Raw genomic sequence first — 16,944 nt, 5'->3', positions numbered from 1 at the left:
CTTTGCGTGAAACTTTTTTAACTTGGCCTAAGAATATTCTTCAACTTATCCCCGGTCCTCCCAAGCTGCGTCATTCCCTGCTGCAAAAACTCACCCGTACGTTCAAACTCAGCACTTGGGTTTTGGGAGAAATCTGACCGTAGATCCGGGTACATCAGCAGGTAATTGTAGTTAGCAAAGTATTTGGCCAAATGTCTGGGTACATCGGCGAGTCCGTTGTGGTAACTGGTATTGCCCGGGCGTGCTGATATCACGATAAACAGATCTTCTTTGCTTACATCTCTCGCCAAAATCAGGAAGTCGTTCCAGTTATCGAAAATGGTGAATTTAGCATCCGGACCCTTATTTTCTTGGTTTTGCCTTTTGATCATTTTCAATGTCGATGCTGAACTATAATAGTGAATGTCACAATTGAGTTGTTTGGCAATGGTAGTGATCCGTTCCAGCAAGATCGGGAAAGAAGGCTCCATTTCAGCTCCGTCGGGGCAAACAATCGTCATATTCCTGATCGTGTTCAGCGGTTGCATACCGTGGATGAGGTAAATGATCTGAGAGCATTTGTCGAGCAGGTTTCTCGATTTCAAACCCGTCGCCGATTTGCCATCGTCTTCATATTTTTGCTGACCAATGATCACCTCATGAATCCGCTTTTCTTCCAACGTATGTTGTATCCCGGACACGTAGTTGACGTCGTAACGGATCAGCGGCGTCAGAATTACGTCCGTCGCTGCGGCAGTTACAACCATCTTGTCCTGATACGTTTTGAGCCGTCGTTCCTCCGACTCCCGGTCATCGTTATCCGAACTGATTACCGACAACACGAATATATTCTGTTCCTGTTTCCGAGGCTGCATCAGTAATGCAAGTTCCACCATCGGGTCTATCGTATCTTCTTTTGAAGCTGCAATCAGAATATTCCTTGTGTCTTTATCTTCTGAGTCCGTTTTGCCGTCGTTCATTTCCTGCGCCATTTTGGCCGAAGCACTTGCCGTAGCCACCGAAGCAAGCGAACAGGTGATCAGGATCATAATGATGGAACCATTGAGTACATCCTCATTCAATAAACGAATCGGTTCACCCAGCTCATTTTGACCCACGATAATGTTGTAACCCACCAAAACCGTCGCCAGCGTAGCAGCAGCCTGGGCAGAACTGAGCCCGAAGATCAGCGTACGTTCGTGGCTTTTCATGCCATAAATTTTTTGTGTAAAAAATGCAGCAATCCATTTTGCCGCAATGGCTACGGCAGTCATTACACCGGCCACTTTCAGCGATTCCCAGCTTTTAAATAGCACCTTAAAATCAACCAACATGCCTACACCAATAAGGAAAAAGGGGATAAAAAGTGCGTTTCCCACAAAATCAATCCGGTTCATAAGTGGGGAATGGTGCGGGATCAGCCTATTGAGTGCCAAACCTGATAAAAACGCTCCGATGATGGCTTCAATTCCAGCAAGTTCGGCAAGAAAGGATCCGAGGAAAACCATCGCTAATACAAAAATGTATTGCGAAATACTGTCGTCAAAACGTTTGAAAAACCACCTTGCAATAATTGGAAAAACAAACCAGACAATGGCTGCAAATACCAGTACCGATACAGTAAGTTGTATCCAAAAAGCCTCATTTACCTCACCCTGGCTCATTTTGGCAATAACAGCCAGCACAAGAAGTGCGAGTACGTCTGTAATAATTGTTCCGCCGACGGCAATGGTGGCGGTCAGGGTTTTGTGTACATTAAAACGTGCAGCGACCGGATAGGCAATGAGCGTGTGTGAAGCGAGCATACTGGCAAAAAGTATACTCGATATCCAGGTAAAATCCATCACGTATCGTGCCGCAGTCCCTGCCAAAATCATTGGAACGGAGAAAGTGAGCAATCCAAAAACAAGACTTTTACGACTGTTTTTCTTAAACTCTTTCAGGTCTATTTCCAGCCCGGCCAAAAACATGATGTAGAGCAATCCCACCGTTCCAAAAAGCACAATACTGCTGTCTCGTTTGAGCAGGTTGGCGCCGTGTTCGCCTATGAACACCCCGGCCAGAATGAGCCCGATTACATATGGGACGCGTATTTTGTTGAGCAGAAGCGGGACGAAGAGGATGATAAACAGCACCAATGAAAATATCAGTACCGGATTGCTGAGAGGAAGCTGAAACATCCCCCCGGCATTGAGTAAAACATTCATAATATCTAGTTTTTTGTCAATGAATTGAGGGCGTTCTTCTGTTCCAGTATGATTACAGAGCCTTTTGCTGCATCGAAATAAGCACTCTTAAGTACAACCTTTCCACTGTCCGACAGCGTTTTAAGGCGTGGGCTCTGAGCCAGAATCTGGTTAAGAGAAATATTTGCCTGGTTCTGCGCGATGTTGTTTACGTAATCTTTGTTGGCCGACGAACGGTCAGCAAATTCCTGCGTGGTGGTCATTGCCTTGGCCAGTTCGCGGGTTATGCTGCCAAAATTTCCCGTCTGTACATTGTCGCAAGCCGCTCCGATCATACGGCTGTTGCTATTTGCAAGCACCATAATCACCTTCGTTCCACTGTACATCACCGCGTATTCCATCACCGCAATATCCTTCGGATCCAGTAAACAGGCGGGGCTCGACAGTTGCATAAACATCGACTTCCGCAGGTCGAAAATCCGGTCGGGCGATTGTGGGAGATCTACGTCGGTGAGAAGAAAAAATGGTTTCTTTCTCAGCAAACTATCCGGAATCGATTCCGTGGAACGGTACACCGATGCAGAGTCGCGGGCAAAGCGGTTATTTCCCGCTGTCAGAGCTGCATATACGTTTTTTGCATTGCCCTGATACACCGAATCCAACGCTTGTTGGAAGCTGAATCCCGGTCGGTTTTCTGCCAGCGAGTCCACAGCCAGCGAATCCGTTGCCAAAGTATCGGTAATGGCAGTTTCATTCGTATCGCCGTCCGTTTTGCAGGAAATTACAGTGCTGAATACGAATAAGATGACAAGCAATAGTGCCGTTTTTCTTAAATAAACCATGAGCATGAATTGTAAAAATATATTAGTTTAAGTTGCCAATGAATGGATAATATAAGACGATTTGCCCGGAATATTGCAATTTGGGTAGTGGAAATAGATAATTTTTTCCTTGTAAAGAGTGGTTTTGATCCGTTTGATTTTAAATGAATGGACGGCTGCATGCTAAGCAAATGTCTTCGGAGCAAACAGTCTCGCTACGACAACTCGGCTGAAATTACCATAATCTCTGTCAGGTTGAGCGGACGGCCCCCCCCCCGATCGGTCGAAACCCGGGCAACCAAATCAGCATTGATAATCAGTAAATTGATAAATATTTCGATGACAGCTTCCAGTGCTCTTACTTTTTTCTTGACAAAAAAGTAACAAAAAGTCAAGACGAAAAAATGCTTCTACCCACAAACCGACGCACACCCCGCTTTTTCGTCGGGCCTGCGCACGCATTGTGCTTGCCGCTGCTTTGAAGCTTACGCGTTCATCCACTGCTGTCAATTTTTTCTGATCATACGCAGTTAAAAGTGTTAATGGTAACTCCGTCGAAGGATTGTTTGCTCTAAAAATAGTTACCGCGGCGGACAGTTCAGTGTGATATGCGCCTTCGGTCGAAAGTTTTCAATCGGAGTACTATCTCAAAAGTGTTTCCAGCGCCGGATGCGACTGAGAAGCCAGGAATTCCGTCACCTTAAATTCTGCCAGTTTGAGTTTGTAAAACGGATCTTCGCTGATGATCTTATTCACCTCCTTTTCGGACTCCGCAATACACAAAATGATCCCACCCGTCCGCGGCACCTTCCGCCCCGAAGCCAGAAACAGATTTTCTTCGTAATATTTTTTCAGGTACTGCACATGATCAAACATATGTTTGTCAAGTTCTTCCAGCGGAGCAACGTAATTAAGATCGATGATGAACATGGTTTTTGGGATTGGTTGGAGATTGTTGGTAAAGACTTTACATTACGGTAAAATTTGTGCCAGGGCGGCTTGGGGATAATTTATTGCGGTTGCCTCTGTAAAGAATAAAGTCTTTGTCAGTAAGAATGAAAGGCTTGATTGACTAAGGGCCAAGATGATAATTTAACTAGATTAGGGGCTAGTTAAGAGAATTTTGCCTCAATTGCTGAACACCAAGTTTTGATATCCTGTAATAAGTCATCATTCAGTGTGTCAGGAAGGTAATCCAGAATTCTGAATCTATCGAAAACTAATCCTGCTTCATTAGCTCTTGGATGCCAAATTTCTTTGGGGAAGTATTGAGCACAAAAGAACATTCGAATAGGTGTAACAACTGGTTGTCTTGAAAACCAAGTTTTACAGAAAGATTCAGTATTGAGCTCAGATAATCGATCTTGCCAAGATGTACCGGTTTTACATTGAGCAAATGCAATCATCTGAGATGGAAGTTTGTCAGAAAATCCCTTCCAGATAATGAGGTCTACGTTATCATCCTGAGGTTTATAACCGTGGTTTTGATGAATGTCACCCCCTTCTTTCATTCTTTTGGTGATTTCCAAAAGTTTGGCACGGAATCCTCCAATGTGTGATTTACTGGTACCTAAAATATCGACTTCTGCATTGTTGCCAAAGAAGTTTAGTGCTACTTCTGCTGATAGACGCTCAAAAAGTTGAGTTCCATCTAGTCCAGATTGTATTTTTTCGTCTTTCATATTCAGTCTGGTGCATAGTAGCAAGAATTTATAAACCCATACGTGAAGAGAGTCGGTTAGCAAAAATTTTATGGAATAGTCAGAATCAGATGTTTCAAAGGGATATTTAAATCCAGTAGTACTTTTTCTATTGTTTATCTCTGCTGAGATTTCATCGGCCTTATTAATGAATTTATCTGTATCATCCTCAATACCATCAACAAGAGTTTCATCCGATATAAGAAGTGGTGTTTTAACAAGACTTAGGATTGACAGATTAGTTTTACTCAGTACAGAGTATTCTGCGTAATCAGCCCAGTCTTGGGCGGAATTTCTTAGGGAGGGGAGACCATTAGGGAGTTTAAACATCGTTACTCTTCGCTAAAAAGTCTTTTTTTTGTAGAACCGTTGTCTTGTAATGATTTCCATTTCTTTTCCATTGTGTCATAAAGCTCGTCAGCCATTTTAGCGACTGTTGCCGCTAATTTTAACATTGCAACATCCTTGCCGTCAAAGCCTTCGGTTTGAAATGATTGAGCCTTCTGTAGAGCTCGCTTTGCTTCTAGCAAGCTTTGCTCAAATGTTTCATTTTTAGGTTGACTAAGTTCATAAGCCTGAATAAGGGGCACGCCATCTCTTAGAGCATAAGTTGCTTCTTTATTTCTAATAACAGCATCCAACCTCCGCAAGTCTGGATTTTGTGAAAGGATAACAGCATCAACTTCTTTTTTTCTACTGCCAAACAACCAAGTCAACAACTCTTCTAGATGATCCCATTTATCTTCTGGAACCGGATTCTTGGTGTCTTCGGAAATATCTTTGATGCCAAGATAATCTTTGAACCCTTCATAAGTTAGGCCAGTGTATAAGTGAGAGAAATACAGTCGGTTTGCACTTATATCCGTTCTATTAAATTTCCCCAGTTGTTCCGCTTGTTCAATAACTTGTAGACCTTGATAGAGTTTTTGCACGGTTTTGTGCGTATCACCTATCTGAGAGGCAATTTCCTCTAAAGGAATATCGTATTCGTTTTTGATTTGGGATATGTACTGTGCTTTTGCATAGCTACCCCATTTAGCTGGGCCATTAATATGCTTGAATCCAATAAACTTCCATGCGTCTTTCCTTTCTTCAACAAGGATTACCGGAAGATACTCAAGGCTATCTTTAATTTCAGGAGAGACAGAAAGCTGGTTTTTGTTAATACCTATATAGTCTGCAATTTCTCTGTTAAGAATACATTTTACTGCTGCCAGACGTCTATTGCCTTCAATAATAATCAGTCTTCCATCTTCCTTTACAGCAAGTAAAGGCTCATGCTCAAAAAAACCACTGGCACGTATGGATAGAACGATCTCTTCCACACCCATTACATTCCAAAGAATTTGAATAATCTCTTGTTCGGTTGTTTTAGTAGTTATGCCAAACTCAGCAATCCTTGGATTTTGATAATCGAAGGATAAATCTTTGGTAGCTATTTGTTCTATTTTCTGTTTCATAATTATCTGTCAGAGTAAAACTAACTCACTACTTCGACTATTAACTTTAATGTTTTTGCTGGTTCTGAGGTTTTTCGAAAAAACGAGCAATTCACTTCCGAATTTTTTGCTTTGCAAAGTATAGTTTAAATCAAAGGATGACATTCTGAAATTTTTATACATTTCTTTGATTTCTACAGTATTATCATATGAAATGAGCCACTTTACATCAGTCAAATTACTGACTGCCTCAGAGAGTCGAAGATGGTCAGCATGATTGTAATTATTCAAGTATAAAAATTTGCCCTTTTTGTAGTAAGGTGGATCAAGATATAGAAAAATTTCTTCGGTAGTGGGATGATGTGTTTCTATGTTCTGAATGATTTCAACAGCATCAAGATTTGTAAGTTTGATTTTGTCACGATACGAAGCAATTTTTTGAATTCTTCTAATTAGATCATCTTTATTGAAGCGTACATCAATTTTGTAGCTTCCAGTCTGGTCAATTCCACCGATAGGTCCCGCTTTGAAAATTATTCCCGATCTGTTAGTTCGGTTAAGGAAAAAAGTTGCAAACCCAAGATCAAAGATGTTCGCCGATTTTCCCTGTTTATAGATTGCTTGCTGTCTGTGCCATTCATCAATAGAAACCTCAGTTTCGATTATGCGACTAGCAAAATCCTCCGAATGGTTCAGAATGGAGTACCATAGGGAATACACATGATAATCAAAATCATTGATATGTATACACCTAAAAATACCGTTAAAGAGCATGTTTAGGGCTGCTCCGGCTCCTCCTGCGTACAATTCTACGTAAACTCCGCCATGAACACCGTTTAAAACTGCTAGTTCTGTAATGAAGTTGGTCAAGCAGGCTTTACCGCCAGGATATCTTAGGGGGCTATGGTTTCTTAGATTGGCCAAGGTAATTAGTCTAATTATGGTAGCAAATATACTAAACCAGATTTTACAAATAGAATTCAGGGGTGAATGACGTTACCAATAGTGCATCAATCATTTTAAACTACTATTTTGTCTTTATTTTTTTTCTTTAATATCGAGCAAAACTTCCAGTAAAGGGAAAAGGAAGTCCCAAAACCTATTGAGGAAACTTTTGTCGAGGTAATGTGAGTCCTGACTATGTACAAAACCATTCAGAACATCTAAACTAAATTCTTGATTGGGATCGACAAGCCTAGCAGCTACTTTTTTCGCTTTGTCGGTCAGATGATTTTGTTTAAGATATTCAATTCGGTCTTTTAACGAGATGTCTTTGATTTGTTTTTTATAATAAGCACATAAAGTGCCTTCGATATTTTCAGTCTCAATATACTTAAATATGGCTAGATCAATAAAAACTCTTAACGAGGCGCTGATTGAATTTTTATATTGATGGGGTATTCTTTGAAATTCGTTGAATAGCCCGCTTAGGCGGTAACTGTCAGTGTTAATCTCATAAATTGGCAAAACGAGCCTCGAACGCTCTGGATTATTTTTTAACTCAATTCCACTTTGTTTTGGGTTTTGAGCAGAGGCCTTGGTATTGTCACTAGTTTCTGCTAACGTGATAGCATCAATCTGATCAAGGGTGATGTTAGATTCTTGATTTTCGGGATTAGTGAACGACACCTGAGGCAAACTTTGCAAAATTTCCTCAAGGCCGGTGGTAATTGTTCTGGTATCAATTTTATCTTCTCGGTGTTTATTCTCTAGAATCCGTTTGATTAAGGCTGTGTAGGCATTTAAAAAACTTTCTCGGTTAGATTTTAGTTTTATGAGAATTCCGTCATATTCTAGCCCCCATGCCGATCTAACTTTGGAATCAGAAAAGAAGCGCTCAAGAATTGTGATAGGGAATTTGTGAGAGGATGCTTTTTCAAATTCTTCCTTCGTAAGTAGTGATTTGACAGAAGAGTCATTGATCATATCCTTGATTCTAAGTATTCGAATGGCGGATTCAAACTCGCCCTGTTCCATTTTAGTCGTGGACTTAATTTTTTCAATATCTCCGTGATACTTTTCGTACAACTCGTTAATCCATCTCTGTTGTTGAATACGTGACCAAGGGCGTTGTAAAGAAGACGCATTATTTCTTTGGTTAATATACCATTCTGCATCTTCAAAAGTTGGGGCTACATTTACTAATACCTTTTCTATCTGCTGTTTGTCTATTTTTTCTGAGTACTTTCGAATCGAACTCCTAATACTTTTTGGTGCTTTTTCAGGATCTCGGAGAACCTTAATCGCTGCTATTCGTCGATTGCCTTCAGCGACATAAAATCTGCCATTAATCTCATTCTTCCATATAACGATTGGATCAGCCGGTATAAATCCGTCAGTAGCGATAGATTTAACTAAGTCAATGAAGTGACCTAGTTCTGAGGGGGTTGAAGTAAAATCTTCAATAAAATCATTCAAAGAAACGTGAGATTCCTCTGGATTTAGCCTAGGATTTTCGGGCCATAATTTTAGTTGATCAACTGACCTGGGTGTCTTTTTGTTTAACCAATCGTATTTTTCCATGAATGCTAAAAAGAGGGCTTAGTTGTGTAGGGTTTTGCAAGTCTAAGGAATAATATTTGAAATCAAAATAATTATATTGTCATCTTTGGTGCAATCTACCAACAGATTCGAGTTAGCAAATGACTATCGTTAAATCTGAGTTTTGACAATCTGAATGGAATACAAATTGGTTTGAGGCAATCTCAATCTAATAGGAATGAATAGTTAACCTTCAAATCAACGATAGTCCGCAATCCTCCACAATTTCCCGTACAAATTACTGTGGAGTAGATCCTGGAGGTGAGATTCTCGAAAATTTTCCTGATTTCTGTTGTTTCAGAATCATTGACATTTATTTATTCTCCACACAAAGGATATTTTGCCGCAAAACCCCTTTCACTAAAATGACTCCATATTCTCAGACAAGCTTTTCAAATCAACCCAAATCCAATGAAAACCAACATTACGGCAATCTTACTTCCTCTGTTTTTAACAACGATCACGTTGGTCCAAGCCCAAAACAAACCCAACCTATCCATTGTCTTCATCGGCAATAGCATCACCCAGGGAAAGGGCGGTGACAAAGGACTTCCGCCGCCGACGCATGCCGTCAATTATCTGAAAGCGCAAAAGAAAGCTGGTGATATTGCTTTTGTCAATGTGGGGAAAAGCGGATCTACAACATTGGACTGGTTGCCGTCGGGTCCCGTTGGAACCGGAAAATGGTACGGCCTGGCAAAAAAAGCTGCAGATAGTTTGTATCAATTGAAAGATCATCAACTGGTATTTTCCATGAAACTGGGTACGAACGACAGCGCAATTGAAGGTCCTAATGGTTCGCCGGTTTCCAAGGAGCAGTACCGGAAAAATATACAAACGATCATTTCGGAATTGCTTACCAAATATCCGGGCAGCAAGGTGGTGATACACCATCCGATCTGGTACAGCGAGAATACTTACAACCGCTCGAAATATTTGAAGGAAGGCCTGGAACGGCTAAAAACCTATATCCCGGAAATCGACGGGTTGATTTCGGAATATAAATCCTCGGAACCTGGCCGGGTTTTTAAAGGTGATACAAAGGCGTTCAAACATTTTAAAAAGAATGCGGTCAAGCTGTTTAAACCCGAAAACGGCCAAGCGGGTACGTTTTATTTGCATCCGAATGAAGAAGGTGTGAAGGTTTTGGGAACGTATTGGGGTAGGGCGATTGGAAAGGCGGTGTTGTAGGTCGTGAAGGGTTTCACGGGAGCGCCCGCCGCGCAAAGGTGCAAAAGTTTAAACGCAGAGAGAAAATGAGTTGGAACGATAAGCAATTTGCGGAGCTTCAAAAGCACAAGCCCGGAGTAATGGAAAGAGATATCGAAATAAAGTCGTACCCGTATTCGCCGGAAACTTCTTCCGAATGGCGAAGGAGTAAAATAGATGTGGATTCCTCCTTCACTTTTATTCTCATTGGCAGAGACGGCGGTGAAAAATACTGCTCCGTGGTACCAGTGTCCGCTGTGACACTTTTTGAGCAGATTGACGCCATGCCGATGCGATGTAGTGAGATGAGGAAAAAATAACACTGAGCAGAATTGAAAGAAGTATTTCCCAGATAAGCTGAATTAATTTCATTCATGAAATACCGGAATATCCTGATTAAATAGTGTTATTATAATTCAATTATTTTATTTCTTTGGTGTTGTCAAAAAATAGAAATTAATGATAAATGTTAAAACCTTAGAGACTACGGGACTAGCTATAATTGCTGAGGTGTTTAATGCCGCTTTTGCCGATTACTTTGTTCCATTTCATGTCGATCAGCACTACTTGTACAAACGTTGGAAAGCCGCGTCTGTCGATTACAAATTGTCTTTTGGAGCATTCGATGGCGACCAGTTGGTTGGTTTTCTGGTGTTCGGTGTAGACCAGCGTGATGGAAAGCGCACAGCTCACAACGCCGCAACGGGGGTTGTGCCTGCGTACAGAGGCAACGGACTGGTGCGACGCATGTACGAAGCGGCTTTGCCGTTGTTAAAGCTTGCCGGCGTTCAATATTCTACATTGGAGGTGATCACCAGAAATGAAATAGCTATAAAGGCGTATACGGGTATTGGTTATTCGGTAAGACGAACCCTATTATGTTTTTCAGGAAAACTTAATCTGACGGGTGAACAGCATTTACAACTGACTAAGATTAAAGAAATACCCGCAATTATTCCGGAGGAAATTTACACCTATCCTGATACCTGGGAGCAGTCGGAAAAGGCATTACGCATAGCAAACCCGGACTATGAATTCTGGTTTATAGAAGAGGCGGCGAAAATGAAAGCATATGCGATTGTCAATCCTGAGAGTGGTTATATCGCCAGATTCGGTTTTGCGAACGGGAAAGTTTTGCCTTATGGTGAACAACTATTTTCGGCTATTGGTACTGAATTTTCGCTTGTAAAAATCAACAATGTAGACAGCACAGAGTCTGAGCTAGCTGATTTCCTGTCTAATGCGGGGTTGAGTAATCACATCAATCAATACGAAATGGTTATGGAGCTTTAACGGTTTTTTAAGACATGCTTCACCTAAACATCATCTTTTCTGACCGCGTTTTGTTCGTAGTCAACAAAAATGTTGATCCATATTGCCCGGGCAAGCCTGATGATGATGGGTTGGAGAGAAAACAGAATGGCCGTAATAACTACAAAAAACCAGTTCATATCCATTTTTAGATAAGCCAGGAAGAAAATTGAAAGCAACGTCATGATGAATATGACAATTGGGAAGCTTGTCCATAGGGCGCCTATGTAGAACCCTGGTTCAATTTTGAAATCCTGATTGCATTCCGTACATCGATCCGGCATGTCAAGTGCACCTTTGAAACTGTACGGATTCCGAGTTGAAAAAAGGTTGCCTTTGTGGCAGCGCGGGCATTTCATTCTGGCAACACTATATAATTTTGACATCGTCGTTCAGCATTGTTAGCATGCTTTGTCCATTTCAGTTTTGATCCAGTTCTTTAAGCAATTTTTTAGTCGCCCTGCTTTTCCAGGCTTCTGCGAGCAGGTTTTTTAAAATCGTTGGTTGTACCAAGCTCAGGTCAATAAGCATGTACTTATAATTTTGGTAGTGGTCGGTAATGAAAAATGTCTCCGGATCCTGCTGCATCCATTTGCCCCTGTTTTCAGTATAAACAACCAGCGTTTCGCCATCCTCTTTGAGTCGCGCAAAAAGTTTACCGGCCACGTAAAACGCAGGTGTATCGAAGCATAGCTTTTCGGTAACGCCAGGCAATATTTCCACAGCCTTGCGAATAAATTCCAGATAGGGAGAGAAGAATAATTGCATGGCTGATGATAAACTCCGTTTTTAAATCTTTCTGACTGGTTTTAATCCTTTCATTGCCTTGGTGCCAATTGTCGGCAGGGGAGCGGGAATCTTTAAAAGTGTGTCGGCAGGTTTCGGATATTCCTTGTAATTGGCCAAATATCTCTGAATTATAAAATCAACTTCCGGTTCAAAAACGATTTGTTGCTCTCCGTCATAAGCCGACATATCATAAAGCTTTTTGTGCCATATGGCGGCGTCCAGGTTAGCTTCCAGTGTGTAGAGGTTTTGGAAACCCTGATCAAATTTAAAAAGAATACCTTTTTCCGCATTGGCGATCAGGCTTTCTGGTTGCCCGGTAAGTGTAATGGGCATGTAAGTTTGCTTGTCATAAACAAATCCGCCGTGGCTTGCCTTGATGTATTCGCGCATTTTCCTGGGTGCATCGCCAACATTTAGTACATCAACCAGTAATATCTGACTTGCCGAATGAAACTGTCCGAGGTTTATGATGAGGGGAAGAGATGAGATTCTGATCATTTTTTTAAATTTTAACGATAACAATGAAGGTTCACAATGTGTTTCAAACCGGCGTGAATCAGCAGATCTTTTAATTGAAGATTCTAACCAATTTAAGTATAATTAATATTAAGTTTACTTAAATATAAAATTCGCATACCAACTTAAATATTAATTGCTATGATAAGAAATTACTTCAAAGTTGCGATCAGATCAATTCTAAGAAATCGCATTTCTTCAATAGTTAGCGTTGTGGGTCTGTCGCTTAGTATGGTTGTTGGTGTTATGATTTTTGCATGCCTCAAAAGTAATTGGGAAACCGATCACTTCCATCCTTTCATTACACAGACCTTTCGTATTACTACGAAGATTGATAAAGAAACAAACGTTTCGCGATGGGCGACTTGTCCGGAGCCTGTTGCCGACGAATTGAATAATATGAGTTTTGTAAACAAAACCACAATTGTAAGGAATGGAGGGAATATCAAAATTCTGGCGCGCAAACGCGAGATACCACTCGAGGTTACTTTTGTCGAGTCATCATTTTTCGAGGTGTTTGGTTTTCGGCTGTTGAGCGGAAATATAAAGTCCTTTTTTAGTGCGCATAATTCAGTAATGTTAGGTCAGGAAACTGCAAAGAGACTTTTTGATAACCGTGATCCTCTTGGAGAAAGGGTGACTATTGATGGATGGGGGACGTTCCAAGTTGCTGGAGTAATTGAACAGCCATCTTTAAAAACGCATATTCCTGTGGAAGTAGTACTGTCCCTGGATGTTGCCGTGGCTTTGGAAACCAAAGGTCTGATTGAAAAGGTATCCGGAAATTGGGATGCATACAAAGATGCGTCTGTTTATGTTCTTACAAATTCAGAAAACGATTTATTCAAGTTGAACTCGGGACTAAGTGAAATTTCAAAAAAGCTTAAATCTGATGTTAATAATTATACCTTCTTGGCTCAAAAGCTGGAAGATATCACACCTTGGGATCCTGCAATTCAGAATGATACTCATGCAGGTATGAATTGGACAGGGATCATGACATGGGTATTCCTGGCGTTGGCTCTCACCATACTTGCGGCTTTCAATTACACTGCTCTTTCGGTAGCTCGTATTTTTGCCAGAGCGAGGGAAGTAGGAATCAGGAAAACAAACGGAGCGCTCCGGAAACAAATTTTTTTGCAGTTTACAGTAGAGTCGATACTGCTGTCTTGTATCGCATTGTTGATCGCCTACGTAGTAATTTTAATTTCCAGGAAGTCGGGATGGATTGGGTTAGTGAAGGAGGTGAATGTATTTCCTGATTTTCAGTTTGTTGGAGTCTTGCTGGGTTACACGATTTTAACGGGCTTTGTGGCTGGGGCAATTCCGGCGTTTATACTATCGAGATTCAACCCGATCGAAGTATTGAAAAGTTTGCAAACGATCCGATTTGTACAGCGGATTAATATTTACAAAGCAATTGTAGTAGTGCAGTTTTCAGTAACAATTATGTTGATGGTTTTTTTTGTGATTTTAAGAGACACAGGGTATAGTGTGCAAGAAAAGCTGATGACTAAACTACCTGAAAATATCACCATCATTGACTTAAAAGGTAAGCCAGCAGATCGTTTAATGGATCAGCTTATGGAAATCAGCCAAGTTGAGAAAATATCTGTATCTGATCATTTGCCGATACTGAACCCAATGGGAAAATGTGTTGTGAAAATTGCCGGGAAACAGACTGACTTAATACTGAACTCGGGATTTGTAGATCATAATTTTATTGATGTATTCAATTTGAAATTAGTTGCCGGCGCTAATTTTTCGGAAGATCAGCCTCAAAAAATCGAGCAATCGATATTAGTCAATCAGTCCGCAGGGCGCATGCTTATCAATGGAGAGAGCCAAGAGAGTAACTTGATAGGGCAAATTGTTAAACTGGACTCAATTCCTGTTCAGATTGTTGGTGTTCTTGCAGATGATTCGTTCCAAATGCAGGAAATTCAGCCCACTGTATTCAGGTTAAGTAATTCCAGGGGGCGATTTATTTCATTAAAGGGTGTAAAAGATTCCGATGATATAGTTGATTTTAAAAGCGAGAAGGCATGGGTTGAGAACTTCCCGGACTTGATACCTGAAATCTACAATTTCAAAGACAGAAATCTTAGTGAATATAAGGTAGAAATGAGAAATGTTAATTTGTCATTTGGCCTTGTGTGCGGTATTGTAATATTTGTTTCTTGTCTTGGTATTTTGGGAATGGCAAATTATGCTGTTGGTTCCAATCGTATGCAAATTGGTGTAAGAAAGACATTTGGAGCTAGCAATGTCCAGGTGATAATGTCTGTAACTAAACCCTTTATTGGGATTTTGGTTGTAGCCGGAATTATTGGTATTCCGTTAGGCTGGCTGTGCGGTAGCTTGCTTGAACGAAGATTTGGATTTCATGTCGATCTGGGGATGTATAATCTGGTTATGGGTTATACACTTGTTGTTCTTGTGGCATTGATGGTAGTTGTATCTCAAACTTTACGGTCCGCATACATTAATCCTGTTGAAGTTTTAAAAGTAGATTAGGTGGAAATGTTATGTATTTGGTTTTTATTATACATAAAGCACAAAAAAAGAGGAATCAACCGTTCCTCTTTTTAATCCCAACTTAACCCTTACTAATTTCTTATTTGCTCACTGACGATAATTTCAACTCAGTGATTGCTGCTTTTTGCGCCGGGCTGTACTTCTGCGCTGCCGTTGGCTTGGTGCGTTGCGGTGCAGGAGTTTCGATGGCTGGCAAAGAAGCCGGTAGTGATTTTACAGAAGATACTGTTGCTTTTTCATCTGCATTGTTTCCAAAAGATATGGTTGTGCTTAAAGCAAAGGCGAAAACGAATATTGTTGCTAATTTTTTCATGTCTTATTTATAATTGATTTCTTGTATTTGTCTTATTTGATGATACAAATGTAAATACTAATTTTGGATTATTCTAATATTTGTGAAGGAATGTTATTTTGGTATTATGAGTGGTATTTATTGATGATGAGCTGTTTGTTTGGTTTTTGAATGAATAATTCAAGTTGACTGACTTTGTTTTTATAAGATTAATACAATTTGAATAATATTGGTATAGTGCAATGTTTTGTATTGCGGATAAATGTTTAGAGAAACATCTGTTGTGAAGGGGAAAAACAACTTAATAGATGGTTCATAAGGCCTTTTACCTATTTTTGCCCGCATGGCTGCAAAAATCAATCTCAAACCATTCACCGAATTTCTGAAATCGGGCTCCCTGGGGGGAGTTATACTCATTGCTTGTGTTGTCATATCGCTTTGCCTTGCAAATTCACCGCTAGCCAAGCCTTTTGAAGACTTGCTGAATATACAAATCGGTTTTAATACGGATACTTTACACCTGCGTTACCCGGTATTGATGTGGATCAACGACGGGCTCATGGCTATCTTTTTTCTGATGGTCGGGCTCGAAATAAAACGTGAACTGATTGAAGGAGAATTGTCATCTTTAAGTAAAGCTGCTCTCCCGGTTTTTGCAGCATTGGGCGGGGTGATTGTTCCGGCTTCTATTTACGCCTTTTTGAACAGGGGGACAGCAACCGCTCCCGGCTGGGGAATTCCGATGGCTACTGATATTGCCTTTGCCATTGCAATTGTAACCATGCTTGGTAAGAAGGTACCTGCTTCACTCAAAATTTTTCTGGCTGCATTCGCTATTGTCGATGACCTGATGGCGATTCTTGTTATCGCGGTGTTTTATTCCTCAGATCTCCACTATGTGTACTTACTGTATGCAGGCGGTATATTTCTCTTTCTTCTGGTGCTAAATAGGGCAGGGGTGAAATCTCTTGCTGCGTATCTGATCCCCGGCGTTTTTATATGGTATTTTATACATCATTCAGGGGTGCATGCCACCATTGCAGGGGTACTCACAGCGCTGGCGATCCCAACCACACCCGACGCGAAGGAATCTCCATTGGAAAAATTGGAGCATATTTTAGTCAATCCGGTAAACTTTGTAATAATGCCTTTATTCGCACTGGCAAATACCAATATTCGTTTTGAACCGGAAATGATCGGCGGTCTCACCACGACGCTGGGAATGGGAATCATCGCCGGACTTGTGTTGGGCAAACCTCTCGGAATATCATTGGTTTCCTGGCTTGCAGTGAAAAGCGGCATTTGCGCCATGCCAGATCGGGCACGTTGGAGCCAGATTATCGGTGTGGGAATGCTGGGCGGTATTGGTTTTACTATGTCCGTTTTCATAGCGTTGCTGTCGTTTCCAGGTCAGCACCTCATTTTATCCGAAGCGAAGTTTTCTATCCTTTGTGGTTCTGTCCTGTCAGGAATATTGGGGTATGTGGTGCTTAATCGGATTAGCAAGAGGAGTGTTTAGTGAGTGGAAAGAGTAAACAGTTAGAAGTTAACAGGTTACTTCACAATCTAATCTTTAGATATCTTATGTCAGAAGTACAAGACTGTATATTACCTTCTACAGAC

Annotated in this window: 16 protein-coding genes; 5 read left to right on the top strand and 11 right to left on the bottom strand. The window is 40.9% G+C overall.

Annotation, left to right across the window (positions count from 1 at the left end; genetic code table 11):
- Nucleotides 1-17: 17 nt before the first annotated feature.
- From LZG71_RS15150 to LZG71_RS15120, 7 genes are all read right to left on the bottom strand, one after another.
- The gene (locus LZG71_RS15150) at nucleotides 18-2,186 is read right to left on the bottom strand and encodes a cation:proton antiporter (protein WP_233821695.1); all 2,169 of its coding nucleotides are present in this window, start codon (nucleotides 2,184-2,186) and stop codon (nucleotides 18-20) included.
- A 5-nt stretch (nucleotides 2,187-2,191) separates the two neighbouring features.
- Nucleotides 2,192-3,007, bottom strand: coding sequence for a carbonic anhydrase (locus tag LZG71_RS15145; RefSeq protein ID WP_233821694.1), 816 nt, complete (start codon nucleotides 3,005-3,007; stop codon nucleotides 2,192-2,194).
- 621 nt (nucleotides 3,008-3,628) lie between these two features.
- On the bottom strand, nucleotides 3,629-3,916 hold the full coding sequence (locus LZG71_RS15140) for a YciI family protein (protein WP_233821692.1): 288 nt from the start codon (nucleotides 3,914-3,916) through the stop codon (nucleotides 3,629-3,631).
- A 182-nt stretch (nucleotides 3,917-4,098) separates the two neighbouring features.
- Entirely contained in the window at nucleotides 4,099-5,016 is a 918-nt protein-coding gene (locus LZG71_RS15135) for a hypothetical protein (RefSeq protein ID WP_233821690.1), read from the bottom strand.
- A 2-nt stretch (nucleotides 5,017-5,018) separates the two neighbouring features.
- Nucleotides 5,019-6,146 (bottom strand): ParB N-terminal domain-containing protein, encoded by a 1,128-nt coding sequence (locus LZG71_RS15130; protein WP_233821688.1) that lies wholly within the window; start codon nucleotides 6,144-6,146, stop codon nucleotides 5,019-5,021.
- Between the two features lie 9 nt (nucleotides 6,147-6,155).
- A complete protein-coding gene (locus LZG71_RS15125; RefSeq protein WP_233821687.1) occupies nucleotides 6,156-7,049 on the bottom strand; it encodes a DNA adenine methylase in 894 nt (297 codons plus the stop codon).
- Nucleotides 7,050-7,163: 114 nt separating this feature from the next.
- Nucleotides 7,164-8,648, bottom strand: coding sequence for a ParB/Srx family N-terminal domain-containing protein (locus tag LZG71_RS15120; protein ID WP_233821685.1), 1,485 nt, complete (start codon nucleotides 8,646-8,648; stop codon nucleotides 7,164-7,166).
- A 429-nt stretch (nucleotides 8,649-9,077) separates the two neighbouring features.
- On the opposite strand from LZG71_RS15120, the gene LZG71_RS15115 reads away from it, so the two are divergent.
- The 3 genes from LZG71_RS15115 (at nucleotide 9,078) to LZG71_RS15105 (ending at nucleotide 11,168) form a co-directional block, all read left to right on the top strand.
- Entirely contained in the window at nucleotides 9,078-9,857 is a 780-nt protein-coding gene (locus tag LZG71_RS15115; protein WP_233821683.1) for a GDSL-type esterase/lipase family protein, read from the top strand.
- Nucleotides 9,858-9,922: 65 nt separating this feature from the next.
- On the top strand, nucleotides 9,923-10,195 hold the full coding sequence (locus LZG71_RS15110) for a DUF4174 domain-containing protein (protein WP_233821681.1): 273 nt from the start codon (nucleotides 9,923-9,925) through the stop codon (nucleotides 10,193-10,195).
- Between the two features lie 139 nt (nucleotides 10,196-10,334).
- Nucleotides 10,335-11,168, top strand: coding sequence for a GNAT family N-acetyltransferase (locus LZG71_RS15105; RefSeq protein ID WP_233821679.1), 834 nt, complete (start codon nucleotides 10,335-10,337; stop codon nucleotides 11,166-11,168).
- A gap of 23 nt (nucleotides 11,169-11,191) precedes the next feature.
- On the opposite strand, the gene LZG71_RS15100 is transcribed toward LZG71_RS15105, so the two are convergent.
- From LZG71_RS15100 to LZG71_RS15090, 3 genes are read right to left on the bottom strand one after another with little or no spacing between them, the layout of a single operon-like run.
- Nucleotides 11,192-11,572, bottom strand: a complete 381-nt coding sequence (locus tag LZG71_RS15100) for a DUF983 domain-containing protein (protein WP_233821676.1) — start codon at nucleotides 11,570-11,572, stop codon at nucleotides 11,192-11,194.
- A gap of 34 nt (nucleotides 11,573-11,606) precedes the next feature.
- Nucleotides 11,607-11,954 carry an MmcQ/YjbR family DNA-binding protein gene (locus LZG71_RS15095; protein WP_233821674.1) on the bottom strand — a complete coding sequence of 116 codons (348 nt, stop codon included), beginning with the start codon at nucleotides 11,952-11,954 and terminating at the stop codon, nucleotides 11,607-11,609.
- 21 nt (nucleotides 11,955-11,975) lie between these two features.
- Nucleotides 11,976-12,473 (bottom strand): hypothetical protein, encoded by a 498-nt coding sequence (locus LZG71_RS15090; protein ID WP_233821672.1) that lies wholly within the window; start codon nucleotides 12,471-12,473, stop codon nucleotides 11,976-11,978.
- A 159-nt stretch (nucleotides 12,474-12,632) separates the two neighbouring features.
- Here LZG71_RS15090 and LZG71_RS15085 point away from each other — a divergent pair, with 159 nt between their 5' ends.
- Nucleotides 12,633-15,008 carry an ABC transporter permease gene (locus LZG71_RS15085; RefSeq protein ID WP_233821670.1) on the top strand — a complete coding sequence of 792 codons (2,376 nt, stop codon included), beginning with the start codon at nucleotides 12,633-12,635 and terminating at the stop codon, nucleotides 15,006-15,008.
- Nucleotides 15,009-15,108: 100 nt separating this feature from the next.
- On the opposite strand, the gene LZG71_RS15080 is transcribed toward LZG71_RS15085, so the two are convergent.
- Nucleotides 15,109-15,342: a hypothetical protein gene (locus tag LZG71_RS15080; protein ID WP_233821668.1), complete on the bottom strand. Its 234-nt coding sequence runs from the start codon at nucleotides 15,340-15,342 to the stop codon at nucleotides 15,109-15,111.
- A 322-nt stretch (nucleotides 15,343-15,664) separates the two neighbouring features.
- Between LZG71_RS15080 and nhaA the strand changes: the two genes are divergently transcribed.
- Nucleotides 15,665-16,840: a Na+/H+ antiporter NhaA gene (nhaA, locus tag LZG71_RS15075; protein ID WP_233821666.1), complete on the top strand. Its 1,176-nt coding sequence runs from the start codon at nucleotides 15,665-15,667 to the stop codon at nucleotides 16,838-16,840.
- The last annotated feature ends 104 nt before the right edge of the window (nucleotides 16,841-16,944 follow it).

The organism is Dyadobacter sp. CY312 (assembly GCF_021390535.1).
In the GTDB taxonomy this organism is placed as follows: Bacteria; Bacteroidota; Bacteroidia; order Cytophagales; family Spirosomataceae; genus Dyadobacter.
Note: the sequence above shows the minus strand (reverse complement) of the source record. Positions and strands in the feature narration are given on the sequence as shown.